This is a genomic window from Spirosoma lituiforme (assembly GCF_054776635.1).
The window spans coordinates 16,615-33,833 of record NZ_BAAHBO010000010.1 but is presented as its reverse complement, the minus strand read 5'-3'; the positions used below and the strand labels follow the sequence as shown (position 1 = coordinate 33,833).

9 protein-coding genes are annotated in these 17,219 nt (G+C 54.3%); all 9 read right to left on the bottom strand.

Going from position 1 to position 17,219, the window contains the following annotated elements; all coding sequences use genetic code 11:
• Positions 1 to 10: 10 nt before the first annotated feature.
• Complete coding sequence (locus ACYU87_RS24505; RefSeq protein ID WP_461136649.1) at positions 11 to 2,362, bottom strand: heparinase II/III domain-containing protein; 2,352 nt, start codon at positions 2,360 to 2,362, stop codon at positions 11 to 13.
• 72 nt (positions 2,363 to 2,434) lie between these two features.
• Complete coding sequence (locus ACYU87_RS24500; protein ID WP_461136648.1) at positions 2,435 to 3,583, bottom strand: glycoside hydrolase family 43 protein; 1,149 nt, start codon at positions 3,581 to 3,583, stop codon at positions 2,435 to 2,437.
• 39 nt (positions 3,584 to 3,622) lie between these two features.
• Positions 3,623 to 5,380 carry a family 43 glycosylhydrolase gene (locus tag ACYU87_RS24495; protein WP_461136647.1) on the bottom strand — a complete coding sequence of 586 codons (1,758 nt, stop codon included), beginning with the start codon at positions 5,378 to 5,380 and terminating at the stop codon, positions 3,623 to 3,625.
• A complete protein-coding gene (locus tag ACYU87_RS24490; RefSeq protein ID WP_461136646.1) occupies positions 5,377 to 6,966 on the bottom strand; it encodes a hypothetical protein in 1,590 nt (529 codons plus the stop codon). The genes ACYU87_RS24495 and ACYU87_RS24490 overlap by 4 nt, the downstream gene beginning before the upstream one ends.
• Before the next feature lie 151 nt (positions 6,967 to 7,117).
• Entirely contained in the window at positions 7,118 to 8,122 is a 1,005-nt protein-coding gene (locus ACYU87_RS24485; RefSeq protein WP_461136645.1) for a glycosyl hydrolase family 28 protein, read from the bottom strand.
• 93 nt (positions 8,123 to 8,215) lie between these two features.
• Positions 8,216 to 8,527 (bottom strand): hypothetical protein, encoded by a 312-nt coding sequence (locus tag ACYU87_RS24480; RefSeq protein WP_461136644.1) that lies wholly within the window; start codon positions 8,525 to 8,527, stop codon positions 8,216 to 8,218.
• 11 nt (positions 8,528 to 8,538) lie between these two features.
• Positions 8,539 to 10,389 carry a glycoside hydrolase family 97 protein gene (locus ACYU87_RS24475; RefSeq protein WP_461136643.1) on the bottom strand — a complete coding sequence of 617 codons (1,851 nt, stop codon included), beginning with the start codon at positions 10,387 to 10,389 and terminating at the stop codon, positions 8,539 to 8,541.
• Between the two features lie 27 nt (positions 10,390 to 10,416).
• Positions 10,417 to 12,408 (bottom strand): glycoside hydrolase family 127 protein, encoded by a 1,992-nt coding sequence (locus ACYU87_RS24470; RefSeq protein WP_461136642.1) that lies wholly within the window; start codon positions 12,406 to 12,408, stop codon positions 10,417 to 10,419.
• A gap of 148 nt (positions 12,409 to 12,556) precedes the next feature.
• Positions 12,557 to 17,137 (bottom strand): cellulose binding domain-containing protein, encoded by a 4,581-nt coding sequence (locus ACYU87_RS24465; RefSeq protein WP_461136641.1) that lies wholly within the window; start codon positions 17,135 to 17,137, stop codon positions 12,557 to 12,559.
• Positions 17,138 to 17,219: the final 82 nt, after the last annotated feature.

The following is a 17,219-nucleotide window of genomic DNA, read 5'->3' as shown; positions in this document are numbered from 1 at the left end:
AGTAGAGAAATTACTTTTTTTCTTCTGTGGTGACGAGCAACAACTTACCCGAATCGTAGATGGGCGAAACGGCTTTGTTATTTACATTGAGTTTAGTTACTTTTTCGAACCCCAGCGATGCTTCAATCAGAGGTTGTCCCTGAAGCTGCACATCGAGTTGAGAACCTGTGCGGGCCGCGTGCAGAAACACTTTAGACAGCGAACTCAGGAGCGGCTTTCCGTTTTTGCGGAGGTAGCTACCATTGCCGACAAAGAAGGAAGACAACTGAGTCAGATCCTGACGGTTAGCGCCTTCGGGAAAAGTAATGGCCGACAGGTATGCATCGGTTTGCCAGTCACCGATGGTCAGGTTGGCGTTGCGGTGCATCAGCCGACCGTCAGCCAGCAAGTTGACGTACACCTCCGTTACCTGTCCGTTCTGGGTGATGCGCAGGCCCAGATAATTGGTACCCTCAAACTTCTCGATGGTCGGTAGGTTGCTTCGCCCGGCAGAACCTGAAGCGCCCGACGAACCCGTGGCCGTCTGAATCGACTGGTTCGTCTCATCAAGCAACAGAATCGCGTTGACCAGCTTGGTGCGGTCCGTTTTCTCGGGGGGCGATAACACGTAGTACGGAATCTTGACGTTCGTGGTGCGGTCCTGTAAACCGTATTCGGTGCGGTATTTTAGTTTTTCGGGGAAATCGTGCGGGTAGCCCAGCGGCAGGGTTTCGGGGTATAGGGGCCGGAATAGAACCCCCGCTTTACCGCTGGTAATTTCCAGATCGGGACCGCGCTTGATGGCTTTATCGGCGTAGTGCAGCAGGAAATCGAACTGGCCGCTATCGTACGTTTTCAGATCGTCGATGATCAGAATCACGTTGCCGATCCAGAGGAAATTCCGGTAGTTCCGCAGAAAGTTGCGGGACGTGGGGCCGGTCGCATCAGCTAGTATGTATTTCAGCGATCCGCCATCGAGCAGGTTATAGAGGTGACCTGGATTCTTTACCGCATTGTACTGATCGCGGGCGTCCTGCGCTTCGCCATTGAACGTCACGACGTTATGCGCCTGACTCTTCACGAAATAGCTGCTGTATTCGGGATTACCGTACCCCACATCGCCCCCGTCGATCAACAGGTATTCACCCTTATGGTACAGCACAAACGACCCCGCATCAGCGTGGGCGTGGTTCCAGGTGTAGCCGCTTTTTATGCCCAGCAGCGTCGCATCGGGCTTCCACGACGACCGGAGCGTTCCCCAACCCATCGAACCATACATCGCCGAAGGAGACAAGGTTGGCGTTTCGGGAACGCGTTTGCTTTCGGGTTGGTACAAGAGGCCCATCGGTGTGCCGACGTTCAGATTTTCCCGAAACGGGTTCTGATCCGTGTGCCTGATGTACCAGTAATAATCGTCGTTACCCAGGCCCAGCGCCAGCATCAGTTTGGCTGGCCGTTCGCCGTTGGCAAAGTCGTTGCTGTCGCCGAAGTTCAGCGACAGTACGGGCTTATCGCCACTTCGTGGGTAGGCCGCGTGTATAAACCAGTCGACGGTTTTTTGCAGCAGGTTATCATAGGGCATCGTCAGTTTGCCCAGCGCATTGGTGTACGCTACCCGGAACAACAGGTATTCGCCCACGCCGTAGTTGGCGTAGTTGATACTTTCGTAGAAGCCACCCGCCGGGTCAAAGTTGGCCGGTTTGTTTTCCAGCAAACTACCTGCAAAAGCAAACCACTGGCGGCTATCCTGCATGATGTCGGCAGCCCACTGGCGGGCCTGCGGCTGCTCGTTCATGACCGCCAGCGAGGCAATACCCGCTTCGAACACGATGGCTGCCCACCAGTTGTGGCCCATGTTGTCGAGCGACTGAATGCGTTTGTCTTTTGATACCCAGTCGGCAATTGACGGTTCGACACCTAGCTTGACAATCCGGTCGGCAATGGCCCGTCGCTCGCCGTTGGTCAGGGCATTGTAAATAGCATCGAACGTAACGGAGGCCGTCCAATTGTTGTGACTGGTACCCAGCCCGGCATTCCAGCGGGGTGTGCGGTCGTCCATACCATCCCAGAAAGACCGGCCCGTCAACTCGTTCAGGAGCGTTTTGGCCCGGTCGGCGTAGCGCTTGTCGCCGGTCATGGTGTAAGCCAACGCCAGCTGTTCCATGTTGCCGCCTTGCGGTTCCGAAAGCCATTTGTCGCAGCGCTGCCGCAGGGCATTCCAGCGATTGGCCAGCAGCGTATCCGTTTTGATACGCTCTTTCAGCCGGTCGGTCCGCTGAGGGGTGTAGAACAGGTACGGGTGTGCTTTAGCGGGTTGGGCCTGCCCGGCAAGGGCGGTACAGACAGCACTGAGCGACAGGAACCAAAAAGCTAACATGCGCATAATCAATGTATTGGTTAACCAAAGTTAGGGTTTGTGCATCGGCCTGACAGGTATTGTCAACGCGGGTCGTGCCTAAAAATTCATGGTCAGGCTGTACCGTTCGGCCAGTGATTGGGCTTCTTTCCGGGTCAGGTGAATAACAGTTCCGTGTTTGGGCGAAGTGAAGTTGGTCGTCTTCATCACACCTTCGTTAAAGTGGCCCAGCTTGGTAAAATGGACAAAATCCGTGGTTTCGCTGAAGCCAAAATTGTGCGGACTGATGCCGTAGCAATCGTACATCAGCACCCATTTTTTCTGCCCGATGCGTTTCCAGACGTTGGGTGCTTCACAGGCTTTCGGCTCCGGATCGTAAAATTTCTCGTCGTAGACGTAGCCAGTGGTCAGTTTGTCAGAAACGGCCTGTTTAATGCCCGCTTTGCCGTCGTGGGAAACGTAGAAAAGGTGGTATTTGTCGCCTACGTTCGTAATGTCGCCATCGATGTAGGATTTGTTATACTTCGGGTACTGAAACAGTAGCTTTGGCTCAGTGGCCAGTGCCGTAAACCCCGGGTTGAGGTACGCGTAATACAACTGACTCAGGCCGTTACCAAAACGGAGCGTAAAATACATCATCAGTTTCCCGTTGGTCGGGTCGTAGATCAGTTCGGGCGCCCAGGCACAGCCAATTTTGTCCCACTCTGGAAAGGCTTTATCCACGCGCAGAATCGTGTGCGACCAGTTGATAAGGTCTTTCGATTTCATCAACACAATACCCCGGTTGTTGCCCCAGCCGTATTCCTTGCCGTCCCGCTCCCATTGCGTCGACCGAAACCCGGCTTCTTTGGCGTAAATGTGTAGGTCGGTCATGGCCATGTAGAAATACCCGTCGTTGCCCCGCATGACGTGCGGATCGCGAATACCTTTCTGCTCGGCCAGCGTGTCGCCCGCCAGCACCGGCTTCCCCTGGTTAACGTCGGTAAACGAGTAGCCGTCGTTGCTCAGCGCCATGTGCAGGCTGTGATCTTCGTCCTTGAAATACACCAGCAGATAAGCGGCCATGTCCTTCTCCGACGGAACGGCGTTGACTGGTTTGCGTTTCTTATGCCCGCCGGTTGTGATCGGATGGCTGAATGCGGAGTTGGTTTCGACGGCCGGGAGACGTATCCAACCCGACGACAGGAACGTGGCTAGCCCGATGGTCAGGTACAGCAACAGGTGGCCGGGGCGATGCAGAGAAAACATAACGTAAATGGGTAAATGGGTGATTGACTTATCCGACTATCAGGGAATGTGTTGTGGTTTGGGGCCCGGTGTTACGCCCCGACCATTGAAGCTGTCGATGGTGAAATAGTAGCTTTCATCCTTGTTGAGGCTACGAATCACCAGCGTATTTTTCCCTATGACCTGATAAGTATGCTGCAACTGATTCGGCGCTGTGCCGTATCGGATGTTATACCCAACGCTGCCATCGCTCTTGGGCCAATTCAACGTAACGATGCAGGGATCCGTTTTGTCGCGTATTACCGACAGCTCGCTCACCGGCGCGGGTAGTTTCTCCGAACTTTTACCAAATACCCGGAAGTCGGAAAGGGCAAACTGACCACTCGGGGTATGCAGATTCGTCACGCGCAGGTAGCGGGCCTGAACCGGCCTGGCAAACGATAGGTAGTCGTGGGGGGCGTCCTGCTGATTGGTTGATTTATCAGCCAGCACTTTCCAGGTACAGTTATCGTCCGAATAGGCAAGCTTGTAGCGGTAAGCAATGTCGGCAGTCCGCCCCAGCAAGGTGGCCCCTTCTTCGGCGAAATTGAGTTGCACGGCGTTAATCTGACACGGCTGCTGCAAGTCGATCTGCATCCACTCATTCGGTCCGCCGGTAGCCGCACTCCAGTACGTCCGAATATCTTCGTCGACTCCCTGCCGGGCGGGGTGGTTGGGCAGTTCCGACGAAACCTGCACGGGTTTATCGTACGAGAGCAGCATCCAACCCGGAAAGAGTTCAGCGGGGGAAGTGATCTTCTTTTTCGGAATGATAAACGGAAAATCTCCGAATGCGGTGTTGGTATAGGAACTTCCGTCGGGGCCAAAAAAGGTGGGGAAAAGCCCTAGTCGTCGTTCCCAGCGGTGTTTTACAGAGATGGACATAGTCGAGATCCGCCAGAAATTGCCGTACCGATCCTGAAACGTGCTACTGTGACCCGCGCCCGCGATGAAGCCTTCGGGCCGGGCCGAGAAGGGGTTATTGGCCGCGAGTTTGAACGGCCCCGTCGGTTTGTTCGATGTATATAGCCCATCCGAATAACTCTTGAACTCGGTTCCAGGACTGGCGTATTGCAGATAATACGTACCCTTGTATTTGGTCATCCAGGCCCCTTCCAGCCAGGGCTTTTCGGGGCGTTCGTTGTAGTCGCCGAAGCGTTCCCAGCCGTACGTTTTCGGATTCCCTGCAAACAAGCCCGTCGATTTACCCATCGGCATGAGCGTTTTCCGATCCAACTCGACCACGTAGATCGGCTGCACATTGGAACAGCCGTAATAGAGATACAACCGGCCATCATCGTCCAGAAACAAATCCGGGTCGGTCAGGGCAAACGGAAAATCCGAATTGGCTACGGTCCATTTGCCGCTTTTAGGGTCGGCACTTTTATAAATTTTTCCGCCCGGCTTCGTGGTAGAGGCCATGAAGTAAACCGTGTCGCCGACGGTGACCGCCGTTGGCGCGTAATCTTCCAGCGGCAGGTCATCAGTTTTGATCAACTCCCAGTGGTTGAGGTCCGTCGAGTGCCAATAGCCCCCCGACCGGGAAGCAAATAGGTAATACTCGTTCTTGAACATGATGGCGGTGGGGTCGGCAGCTTCCCGCCGGGATGGACCGTCGAGCGTGAAGCGGTAATCCAGATTCATCGGATTACAGACCGTCGTTACGTTGCCTGTTGGCAATGTCTGAGCAGCACAGGGATTGACTGAACAAAGAACGCCAGCTGTAAAAAGTAAGGCCGGTAAGAAAGACGTTAACGGATTGACTATCTGTTTACTCATTTGCGCGATTGAATCAGAAAGGTTTGCTCGACGGGCGTGGCCGACTGGACTTTGTCGCCCACGCTGGTACCATACTGCCAGGCTACCACCGTGACCGCCACGGGTCGACGGCTGCGCGGAGGAATGGGCGTAAGCACCAGCCGGTTGCCTTCCACGATGGCCGGCCCCGCCTTGACGTAATAGTGAACCGGCAAGCTCGCGCTTGACACCGCCCTGAGCCGCAGCGACTTCGTGGCTAGTTGCTGGTCGGGTATAGCCGGAAACGTAATGGTCTGTGACTTCCCGTCTTTGTTCGCTATCGGAAACCGCAGATCAGCTTGCTGCACAATGCTCTTGTAATTGGCATCACCGTCATTGGACGCTAGCAGCCAGATGTCGTTCGAGCGTTTGGGGTTGTTGAACCCCATGCGGTAAAAGCTCAGCTGAAAGGTCGTATCGTTGAGTTTGCGGACGGGGCCACATATGCGGTCGATGCGGATGGGCGTGCGGGCGTGCGCGGTAGTAACCCGAACGCGGGACGTATCGGTTAAGACACTACTCAGATAAAACGTAATCCCATCAGTATCGGGCAAAAACGGCAGTTGGTAGTTGGCGTGCCCTTTCGTTGGTTTGAGGAACTGTCCGTTCTGCCGGAAACCCAGGTACTGCGGCTTTTTAGCCCGCGCCTGCCGGTAGATAGCCTCAGTCGCCCGGGCCATTTCCCCATCGAAACACCAGCTGGCTACCCGCTTATCGCCTTTGTAGCTTTGGTACGGAGCCGGTGCCGCCGTGGGCAGACTATCCTTGCGCCAGCGGTCCATCAGCCAGCCCTTTTGCGGATCGATGGGCGTCAGGATCACCGTATCGGCCTGATTCTTTTGTTTAGGCAGGCGGTACTGAGCGGCTTTTTGGATGTACAACGCCAGGTAGCGAACCATCGCGTCGGAATAATCGAAATGGCCCCGACCAGCATCCGCTAGTAGACTAAACGGTGTTTTGGGGTGGTTAGTCACGTAAGCAAAGGCGGGTTTCAGCCGGTCTTCCCACCATTCGTATTCACCCATCACCATTAGGCCCGGTACACCGTCGATGGTTCGTCCGGCCCAGTCAGGATTCGGGCGACCGCTGCCGGTAAGGTTCGTTTGCGGGGCATCGCCGTGTACTGATACAATGGCCAGCGTACGACCGGGGTTCCAGGCCGCAAAATTCCACGGATAACTCGCCAGCGCCGAATGTCCCAGCGGCACGACGGGGGCAATTGCCAATTCCGAATAACCTGACACGTCGGCCAGCCGTTTCATCATGTCCTGAAACTCCACCCCCGCGCCTTTCGTCGTAGCCGTTGGGTTCCAGTCGAACGTCTGGTTGATCATAGGGGTAACCCAGACGATGGCAAAGCCCAACTGACTCATGGTTTTGCGGAAGTCGGGGTGTTCGAAGATGCCTTCTTCGAGCATATTGTGCTGACCCACTACTACGCCCCGCACGTAGCGGCACTGGTCAGGAATCCACAAAAAGGCCTGCGGATGGTCGCCTGTTTCGGGCGACACAACGGTCGGAACGGGCGTGGACCACTGCCAGACCTGCGCGTGGGCAGGCCACGCCATGCAAAGCATCCCTAGTAACCAACTTATTCTGAGCGCACGGCTATGCATACGAAAATTTTCCCGATGAATCTGGTTCACCGTCTACCCGTAAATAGACCGTGGCTAGTTGCTCATACCCTGCCATTCATCAGAAATGTATGATGAGCTGAAATCAGTCTGCCTTAAACTGAATGTTCTGCGTAAATGCACCGACGCGGATGTCGTCGGATTGGTTGGTCCGAAGAAGTTTGCCGTTGATCCGGACGTTGTCGAATGTTACTCCGCGAACCATGCCCTGATCGCTAAGCCCTTCGATGATCGACGGAGTAGCCATTGATCCCGAATACGTTATGTTTCGGAGTGTAATATTTTCGACCGTTCGCCCGGGCCCCGTGTTGTACTTTTTGTTATAGATTACGCGGAAGCTCAGCAGCTTGCCCTCCTCAAAATCCTCAATCCGAATGTTCTCGTAGGTTACGTTACGAATCAGATTCAGGTCTCCGCAGCTAATGGCCAGACAGCCCTGATAATCCGGGTCGTCCTCGTCGTGTTCCAGAATGTCCAGATTGCTGAAGGTTATATTTTCCAGCGTATCGCCAACGGACCGGGTATCTCCGTGCAGGCCCAGGTTGGTCGGGTGCGCTACGTCGGCCCAGAGCGTCGAATTTTTAACCACGACGTTGCGGGACCCGCCGTAATAATCCCAGCGGTGCCCATACAGGGCAATGCAGTCATCGGAGTTGCGCATGAACACATCGTCGACCAGCACGTCCGAGCAACTCATCAGATCGATACCGTCGCTCCAGCCTTTGCAGCTAAACGATTTCAGGTTTCGAATCGTAATGCCCTTCGACTGACCGCCGTAGACGGTATAATGCTGCGGGTTTTTGACGATGATCCCGTCGACCAGTACGTTCTCGGAATGGGTTATTTCAATGCCCCGTTGCGGCTGATCGATGATGCCCCGACCGATAATCCGCACGTTTTTGACGTTGTTGCAAACGAGTTTACCCCGGATAACCGCACCCCCGTCGATGTACACCGTTTTGTTACTGGGAATTTTAAACACGTCACCCGGCTTGTCATCCGGTGAGTGAATTCCCGGACCAAAGTACATCACGTTGGGGTCTTTCGGGTCAGGTTTGCTGGTTTCAATCGGGTTTGCGAATAGGTGCAAATTCTGAAGCTTATCGCCATTAAATTCAATCGACAGCTTGCGGGGCTGCGTGAGGGTAAAATACAGCGTGTTGCCCTCCAGTTTCGATTGGATCTAGTACGATAACGGGCGGATTCGGGCGTTCTGAACGGAGCCATTGTTTTTGCGCACAGCTATCTCTACCGTACCCGAAAAGTCGAAGAACGCCATCGACGCATCGCGTACTTTGTCCAGATCGACCTGTACGTTGTATTCAAACAGGTCCTGCCACGGTCCGCCCGGCTTGCGTACCCTCACCGTGTAGTCGTCGTTGTGCTGACTATACAATATACCCGTCGGTACGGGATAAATCACCAGTTCCTGGGCGTATAGCCTGACCGATAGCACCCAAAATAAAAGACCTAGTCCTAATTTTATATGATTCATTGTCAATAGTCTTACGGCTTCTCTTCGATGATCATGGCTTGCCCGCCTTTGGCTTTCAGGCTGATCGGGAACGAAGCATCGGCCCCCATTTCGGCCACTCGCTTCTGAATGCTACCCGCCCCGTCGTCTTCGTAAATCGTTGCCTGATACCGCTTGCCAGACGCCAGAAACGAAAGCGGTAGGTTACCAGCCCAGTCCGTCAGGCTCGCTACTGAACCAACGTACCAGACATTTCCCTGCCGACGCGCCACGCTGATGAACTGACCAATTTCACCCGCCAGATAATGGCTTTCGTTCCAGACCGTTGGTACTCGTTTGAAGAACTCAATTTCGCCTTCATCGTTGTAATCGGTTGGGTTACCGTACCAGAAAATAGCCTGCAAGGGGCTGAAATACACCACCGACAGCGCCAGTTGCTGCCCTTTGCTCACCTGCAATTTGCTTTTATAGAGGTTGTCGGTGAAGTACCGATTCGTGTTGGGATAGCAGAACGTATAATCAGCCGCACCGGCCAGAAAGCGGGTGAAGGGCAGCACCGTATTGTGAAAGGCATCGGGGTTGTTTTCGTTGCCCCGGATTCCCTCCTGCGTCAGCAAGTTGGGGTAGGTTCGGCTCAGGCCCGTCGGTTTGTAGTTGTCATGAATGTCCAGGATGAAACCATAGTCGTAGGCTTTTTTGATTGCGCCGGGTAGCCAGCTGATGCCTTCCTGCGTCAGCCCGTCCACGAAGCCAAATTTCAGGCCCACCACGCCCCATTTTTTGTACAGGGGCAATATCTCGTCCAGCCGGGTTCGTAGCGCAACCCGGTTGACGTACAGAATGACGCCCACGTTTTTCGACTTCCCATAAGCAATCACTTTCGGCAGATCAATGGCCGGAATGGGTTGCATAGGGTCGGAGTTGGTCCGGAACTCCGACCCGTACCAGCTCGCATCGAACAGGATATACTGGAGATTATGACTGGCTGCAAAGTCGATGCAGTTCAAACCACCCTGCGTCGTCAGCGACGAGCGAATCAGCTTACCCGGCTTGATCCAGTCGGGAACAGCCTGGGCGGATGGGGGACAAAGTCGCAGCGGCAGGTCACTGAACGCGTGCAGCCCAATGGCCGACGTTGCCACGCTAACGGTTCGCCAGGGGGTTTGAAAATCACCCGCCGTTCGGACGGAGTCTTTACGAAAAGCAACCGCCAGCGCAGTCGGTGTCGCACCTTTGGCCAGTACGGCTTTGGTGTAACCGGTATTATCGGCTTCGCCAATTGAGAGGAAAAGCTTGCCGTTGGTAAGTGTAGCCGGGAAGTCGCAGGTTTTTTGCAGGTCCGAAACGGGGGTCGGGGTGAATACCGTTTCTTCGTTGTACTGGTAAATCGTGAACGCACCGGGTAGGGCAAACGTCGTACGCTCCTGCCGAATCAACCCCGCACTGGTGCCGGTCTGTTTCGGCAACATATAGCGAAACGCCACACTACCATCGAATACGCGCGCTATGAACTGGTACGTCACCGACCCGGACACACAATCGAATGTTAGTTCATTGTAATTATTGTGAATGACATCGTTTTCGCCCAGCCGCCACGCCAACGATTCGGTGTGCCTGCTGGCGCGCTGCTTTTTGACCACGGTATTCTGCCCGACAGCTACCCCATTCAGGTCAAGCCCCAACGCCGACCAGGCCAGCACCGGCTCATTGGAAAACCACATTCGGTACGTAAGGGCTTTCTGCTCGTTAACGGTAATCTCTATACGCGTATTTTTGTCAGGGGAAACAGCCTGATAAATAGTCGGTCTGGGAGCGGAAAATCCGGCCAGCGAGATAAACCACAAACTTATCAGACAGGAATATAACAAAGATCGGTTAAGCATATTTTTTGAGCGCTTCTAAGCGAGTGTTTAGTTCAGGTCCCAATAAACGACGTAGCGCTGCCGATGCAGGTTGTAGTACGGTCGCAATTCGACGGCTTGATTACCCATTCCGGCTACGGTCTGGAACGTCAACGGCTTTCCGGCAACGGGTTTCAGCCAATCTGTCACTGGCTTACCGCCCGTATGGATCGTATGACCGATTGAGTCGGGAATGGTGTAATCGTAGCCATAATACTGATACGGGTCGGCGGGGTCGTGAAACGGGGCCGTTCCCTTCATATTGGCATGGCCCTTTTCGCCAGCCAGCACGATCGGGCCGTACGCGATGGCCGCCACGCGCGGATCGTCATTAGTGGGAACCAGCCGGAGTGTCATCGGATAGGTAAGCTCCACCTTGTCGCCAGTTTTCCAGGTGCGATTGACGGTGATATAGCTTCCGGGCAACTGCTTGACGGCTACGACTTTCCCGTTCACTTTCAGCGTAGCGCCAGCTGTAGCCCAGCCCGGATACCGCAGGTAGAGCGGCATTTGTGTCGGTGCGTTGGCCTGGATGGTCAAGCGAGTTGTGGTTTCTTCGGGGTAGTTCGTCTCCTGCACGAGCGTAACGCCCTTCTCCCGCCAGTTCAGTTCTGAAGGAATAAACAGATTGACGTAAATGCCTTTGTCGTCGTGGTAGTAAATCGCTTCGCCGTATTTCGACTGGCTTTCAAACCCCGAACCGACGCAGCACCAGAACGATTGATCGGGCGTACTGTAGAGCCGGTACGCACCCGCTTTCATGGGTGTGAAGTAGCAGACCATGCCCGACTCGGGGTCCTGCTGGCCCAGAATGTGGTTGTATAAAGCCTGTTCGTAATAATCAGCGTATTTCTCGGCGGCCGACCAGGTAAACAGGTGCCGGGTCAGCTTGAGCATATTGTACGTATTGCAGGTTTCGCTGGTGTTACCGGTGAGGTGTTTAGAAAGTTTATCGGGTTCGAAAAAATGCTCCTTGTCGCTGTTCCCCCCATGTGCGTAGGTGTGGTGCTGCACGACCGTGTTCCAGAAGAATGTAGCGGCCGTTTTAGCTTTCTCGTTGCCGGTCAGTTCATAATCCCGCGCTTCGCCAACCAGCTTCGGAATAAACGTATTGGCGTGGGCCTTGTTGAGGTTATCCTGCCCATTCTCCAGCGGTTCCAGAGCCGCTTTGTGGTAGAAAAACTGGGCCAGTTTCAGGTGTTCAGGATTTCCAGTCAGGGCATACAGATTGAAGAAAGCATCATTCATACCGCCAAACTCATTCCGGAGCATTTTCTGGCGTTGCTCAGGTGTTAAGGGCGACAGTTTTTTGCTGGCCCACGCAGCCATTTTAGTCGCAATAGCAAGTGCCTGCTGGTTACCGGCATACGTGTACTGATCGGTTAAACCGGCGAACAGTTTATGAAGCGTGTACCAGGGGGCCCAAACGGCCGTTCCGGCAATATTCCGGTCGATGTACTGCTGCGGATACGCGCTCAGGTAACCCTCCTGGTTCAGTACGCGCTGTATATCATCCAACGCTGTTACCAGACTATCGCCTTTTTTACGAAACGCTTCGTTAGTGGTGGAAGCGTATTGCAGGGCCAGGCCCGATAATAAATGTCCGATGCTGTGGCCACGCAGTTCCATATCCAGTCCTTCCCAGCCACCCAGGGGCTTGGGCATTTTGGTCGGACTACCCGGCTTGGGCGTATTCATGCCCGCATTGACCCGAAAGCTATGCACCAGCCGGTCAACGGGTAGCGACAGTAGCCACTTACCTTCTCGTTCTGCGTTATCCCGAAACAGGCCATGCGTGATCCGCACATCCTGAAGGTCGAAGCTTTTCGCTTTCACGGGTACGCTAACAGGTACCTTCATTTTATCGGACGCCTGACCGGGGTACTGCGCCAGCCCCAGCACCGACTGTCCGACCAGACCGAACGTCAGGATACCCCGCAATAGGCCGGACGTTGGGATTACGTTAAATGTATTGAACCGCATTGATGTGAGTGACTGCATTATGAACCTCTAGTACGAAATAGACAATACCCGGCACCGGATACCCTTTGCCGTACCGAAGAAGAATCTTTATTATGGTGCGAAAAAAAGAGCGGGGAGGTCTCTGGACTTCCCCGCTCTTTCAATCAGCGATGCGGCTCGGTTTGCCCTATGGCTTCACCAACTTGATCGTTGCCCGTTCGGTGTCGGAGGTAGCCCGAAGCAGGTAGGTACCCGCCCGATGGTTCATCGGAATCACCTGCTGCTGACCCGAGGTGACCGACTCGATCAGCTGCTCAAAAAGTGGTTTGCCATTTAGGTCCGTCAGCGTCAGATTGACGCGTTGGCCGGTAGCTCCCCGTATTTCAATCGCAACTTGATCACCCACGACTGGGTTGCCTAGCGCGGTCAGGGTAAATGGGCTGTCCGTCGGTTCTGCCGATAAACGGCTCCCTGAAGCCGGCTCTGTTCCGCAGATGAGCTGACCTTTGTAGTAGATCGTTACCCGATCGTTTTCCGCCATTGCCCCGGCGGCTTTATACGAATGGTCGTTTGTTTCGGTGAAGTTCGACCAATCCGCTTTGGTAATCCGGCATTGAATATTGCCCGTCGTACCCAAGGGATATAACATACCCACACTGGCGTTGACCTTCAGTTCGAGGTACGTGTCGGCGTTACTACGGCCCACGTTCCGAACAAATCGACCCGTCGCGTTTGGGTTGCCCAGCTTGGCGTAGTCGATCCAGTAGTTAAGCGACTGGCTACCCTCGGCGGTGAACCAGTACCGCACCGATAAGTCCCCATACTGCATCGGCGTATTACCCTCGTTATTGACTTTCAAGTAGATGCTGATCGAGTTGTTATTGGTGTTGTCGTTCTTATTCTCGGTATAAACCTTCAATTTGGTTACCGGGGCCACCCCGGCGGGCTCAGTGCCCCAGATCAGGACCCCGTTGCGATACAGCGTGATGCGGTCATTGTCGCTATAACTTGTCTGAGCCTTGAAAGCATAGTCATTGGTCTCATTCAGTGCGGACCAGTCGGTGTTGGCAAATCGGGTCTGGATAGGTCCAGAGTTACCCCCGGCAGCCAGATTGCCGGCCCCAGCGGTGAAGCTGTATTCGATGTAGCCCAGAGCACCGTCGCGGGGCTGATCCAGGGCTACGTAGTTCATCTTGACGTTATTATTACCTAGCTGGGCATAGTCGATCCAGGTATTGATACCGGCAAAGTTTTCGGCCGTAAACCAATAACGAACCGTGAGTTCCGTGTAGGCCACCGGGGTTGTTCCTTCGTTGACCAGGTTGAGGTAGGGCCGGATGACGTTATTGGTGGTCTGGTTGTTATCCCCATCCAGTGATTTGACTTTCACTGAAGTGGCCAGCGTTACAACCAGGGTCTGATCGACCGACATGGCATCCCCATACGTAGCGTTACCAGCCTGCGATGCGGTGATGGTCGTTGAGCCTGGGCCCACGATGTGGACGTTGCCGTTAACGATCGTAGCGATCGCTGCGTTCGAGCTGGTATAGCTCACCGATAAACCCGAACTCGCCGTAGCGCCCGGATTGAAGTCCGCATCGCCGACCTGCTTGGTTGGCAGTGCATTGAACGTGATCGTCTGAGACTGCGTCGATATTACCAGCGCAACATCGTTTCCTGTTCCGCCCAGATAGGTGATCTGAAAGCGAATCGAGCCGACCGTTACGACACTTCCTTCGGCTAGTCCAGCAAAGGTCCCCATTACGGCATTACCCGATGTATTGTCGATGATGATGTAGCTGGTTCCGGCAGGCAGGCTGGTCGCGTTTCCGAGGTCAGTGATGACCAGATTCGCATTGTTAAGCGACACGCCATTGGCCACAAGTTTGTCAGCCGTGCTGGCGCTACTGTTTAACTCCAGTTGGTACGTTGCACCGCCGGTCAGGCTTAGGGCCGATGTCGTCGTAAACGTACCAACCGAGTTGCCGGGAGCAACAAATCCATTTGTACCAATCGTTACCGAACCACTGGTGCTACCCGTTCCGGCCAGTGTGCCTCCGATTACTGAAACAGGACTGGCCAGCGAGCCGTTGACAATCAGTGTACCGCCATTTACCGTAGTAGCACCCTGGTATTCATTGGCTCCAGCCAGAACCAGTTTTCCGTTGTTTACGACAACAGTCGAGTAGTAAGGAACATTGCTGATCATCGTCGTTCCGTTCCTGATCGAACCCGTGATGGTTTGCGTACCGGTACCGATTTTTTCCAGATTGACCCGTCCTTTGTCTACTGCGGCAGTCGTTGGGCCTGACCCTATGGTCCCTTCAAACGTTCCATCTTGATTGTCAGCACCTACAGCCAGGGTAGGTGTTCCGTTCGTAACATTTGTTCGCGATGCGATGTAGGCATCTGAGGTACCATCCAGCGCACCAATCGTCTGCTTGCTGGCGTTCGACGCACCGTTGAACAAGAGTAAAGCTGTCGCTTCTGTACCCATGGTCGTCCGGGTTGGCGGAAGCAGTACGTTATCCAAATCGGTGGTGACGGTGGTTGTTGGCGTGTGCAGTTCGATCGTACCCTGTGCCAGATTAATACCGCCCTGTAATCCACTCCAGTCCATGGCGGCCTGTATACGAAGACCAGCGTACGAGCCGCTGCTTCCGTAAATGGGTGTCGTAATTTTAAGCCCCTGCGTGCCGGAAATTTTCAACGGTACCCGCGAATTGTTGGTAGCATTGCCCATAAATAACTTCCGGGCACCGCTGTTAATCATCGTCAGTAAAGGTGTACCCGATTGGGTCTGGAAGTTCAGCGTTCCACCGTTAAGCCCGCTGGCTAACGTCAATTCCGACGTACCGTTTGCCGCATAGGTCAGCGTACCGATAGTAACGACACCGTCGAGCTGAACGCCCGGGATATTAGCAAACGTAGTAGCTCCGAACGTAGCATTGGACCCAATACCTGACGGAATAACCGAGTTCGTCCAGTTAGTCGCTGTCGACCATTTCAGAAAACGGGCCCCGGTACCATTTGTGATCGACGTGGTGGCTACGATGGCTGTGCCGCCTGGCCGTAGCGAAAGCTGGATTTGCGATCCGTTTGCTGCCACGACGGTATAGAGTACATTCGCCGTAAAGCCACCGGGTACAGTGCCTGTCAGCCGTACGTGGTCACCAACGGCAAACGTCTGGCCCGGCCAGGTCAAATCGGCACTACCCGCTGTGGACATAATGCCCGTTGACAGGATACCCGCTGTGTTCGACCAGGTGCCGTCTGTAATGCCCGCGATCTGGTTCACGGTCAGAACCTGGGTTACGATTGGGGCCAGGCTGTACTGGCTGTCGCCCATTTGCTGCGCGACGATGGTTGTTGTGCCCGGTTTCGCTACGTGAATGGTACCGTCCGCATTGACCGAAGCCACCGCTGGATTGGTGCTGGAGTATACCACAGGTAGTCCTGAGCTAGCGGTGGCCCCCGGTGAAAAATCAGCCGATCCAACCTCTTTTGCCGAAATAGCCGGGAAGCTGATCGTCTGGCTGTTAGGCTTTACCGGCTCCTCCAGCGACGCGGTCAGTGTACCAAAGCCTAACTGATCGTATCCACCACTGTTGGGCCCAAAATTACCGCCACCACCTTCGGGCCGGACAATCTGCGCAAAGCGAGCTATGTACGGAGCCGATAGTCCTTTTCGGTTGACGTAGTGGTTGTAAACCAGTTCCCAAACTGGACGAATGTTGCCCCGTCCGTCTTCCGAGACGATCGTTTGCACAACACCGATACAGTTGCTGTATTTCGTAAAGGGAACGTCATAACCTAAGTTGTATTTGGCGATGTACTCGAAGCCTTTCAGCAGTCGGTTGTCGTCATAGCCGTACAAGTCGTCGCCCTGATTCCAGGCCATTTCGGCAAAAGAGCCGGCCAGCGTTACGCCTAGCACGGTATGGCCCTGATCACGTCCGGCTTCCTGCCATTGGCCCAGATCGCCAACTACGTACGGTAAAACATTTTTGATCGAGCCCATGCCCGCCCCGTTCTTGAAGTAATCGACGGCTTCGTTGTAGATATCCCGGCGGTCGCAGAGTACGCCGATACTGAGCATAGATGCCATATTGCACAAATCCCAGTTGGCCCAGTAGTTACTGATACAGGCTCCATTGTGGTTGACCAGAAAATCGTGGTTCATCGGGTACCAGACGGTCAGCATCCAGTTTTGAAATTTAGCAAAATCGGCCGCTGCCCAGCCGTTGTAAGAACGCATTATTTCGGCGGCATTGGCCAGTTGATACCCTTGAATACCCGCCAGCAGAAACCGGTCAGCCGTACCGCTGAGGGCTGTTGTACCTGCTGCCCAGGCATTCAGGATAGCAATCGATTTGGCAGCATAGGCATCGTCGCCCGACACTTTCCAGCGAATCGCGGTCTGATAGGCGGCTGCGGCATCCCGAAACAACGACGCGTAGTTTTCCGTGTTCGTACCATCAAAACCCCGATACACCGTAGCCGGAATGGGGTTCGTAAAATTGCGAGTCAGCGACGAGTTTGAGTTGGCGACCAGTACGTCCCAGCCCGCTTTCCAGGGTTGAGCACCAGCGTCTACTTTGGCTTTCATCCGATCGAAGTCGGCTTGTTTATGGAGTAGTCCCGGATGCACAAATGATTGTGCCTGAGCGAACTGCGCTACGGACAGCAGTAGCAAAACAAGCCAGGAGAGTTGTCGGTAGGCAATAGTGCCCCTACCCCGGCTGATGGGGAATAAAGGTAGATTCATGATTGATTTAGGAAATGAATTATTGATTGTTTAGAAAGAAGGCCACCCGATACTATAATAAACTGATCTGGGTGGCCTTGAG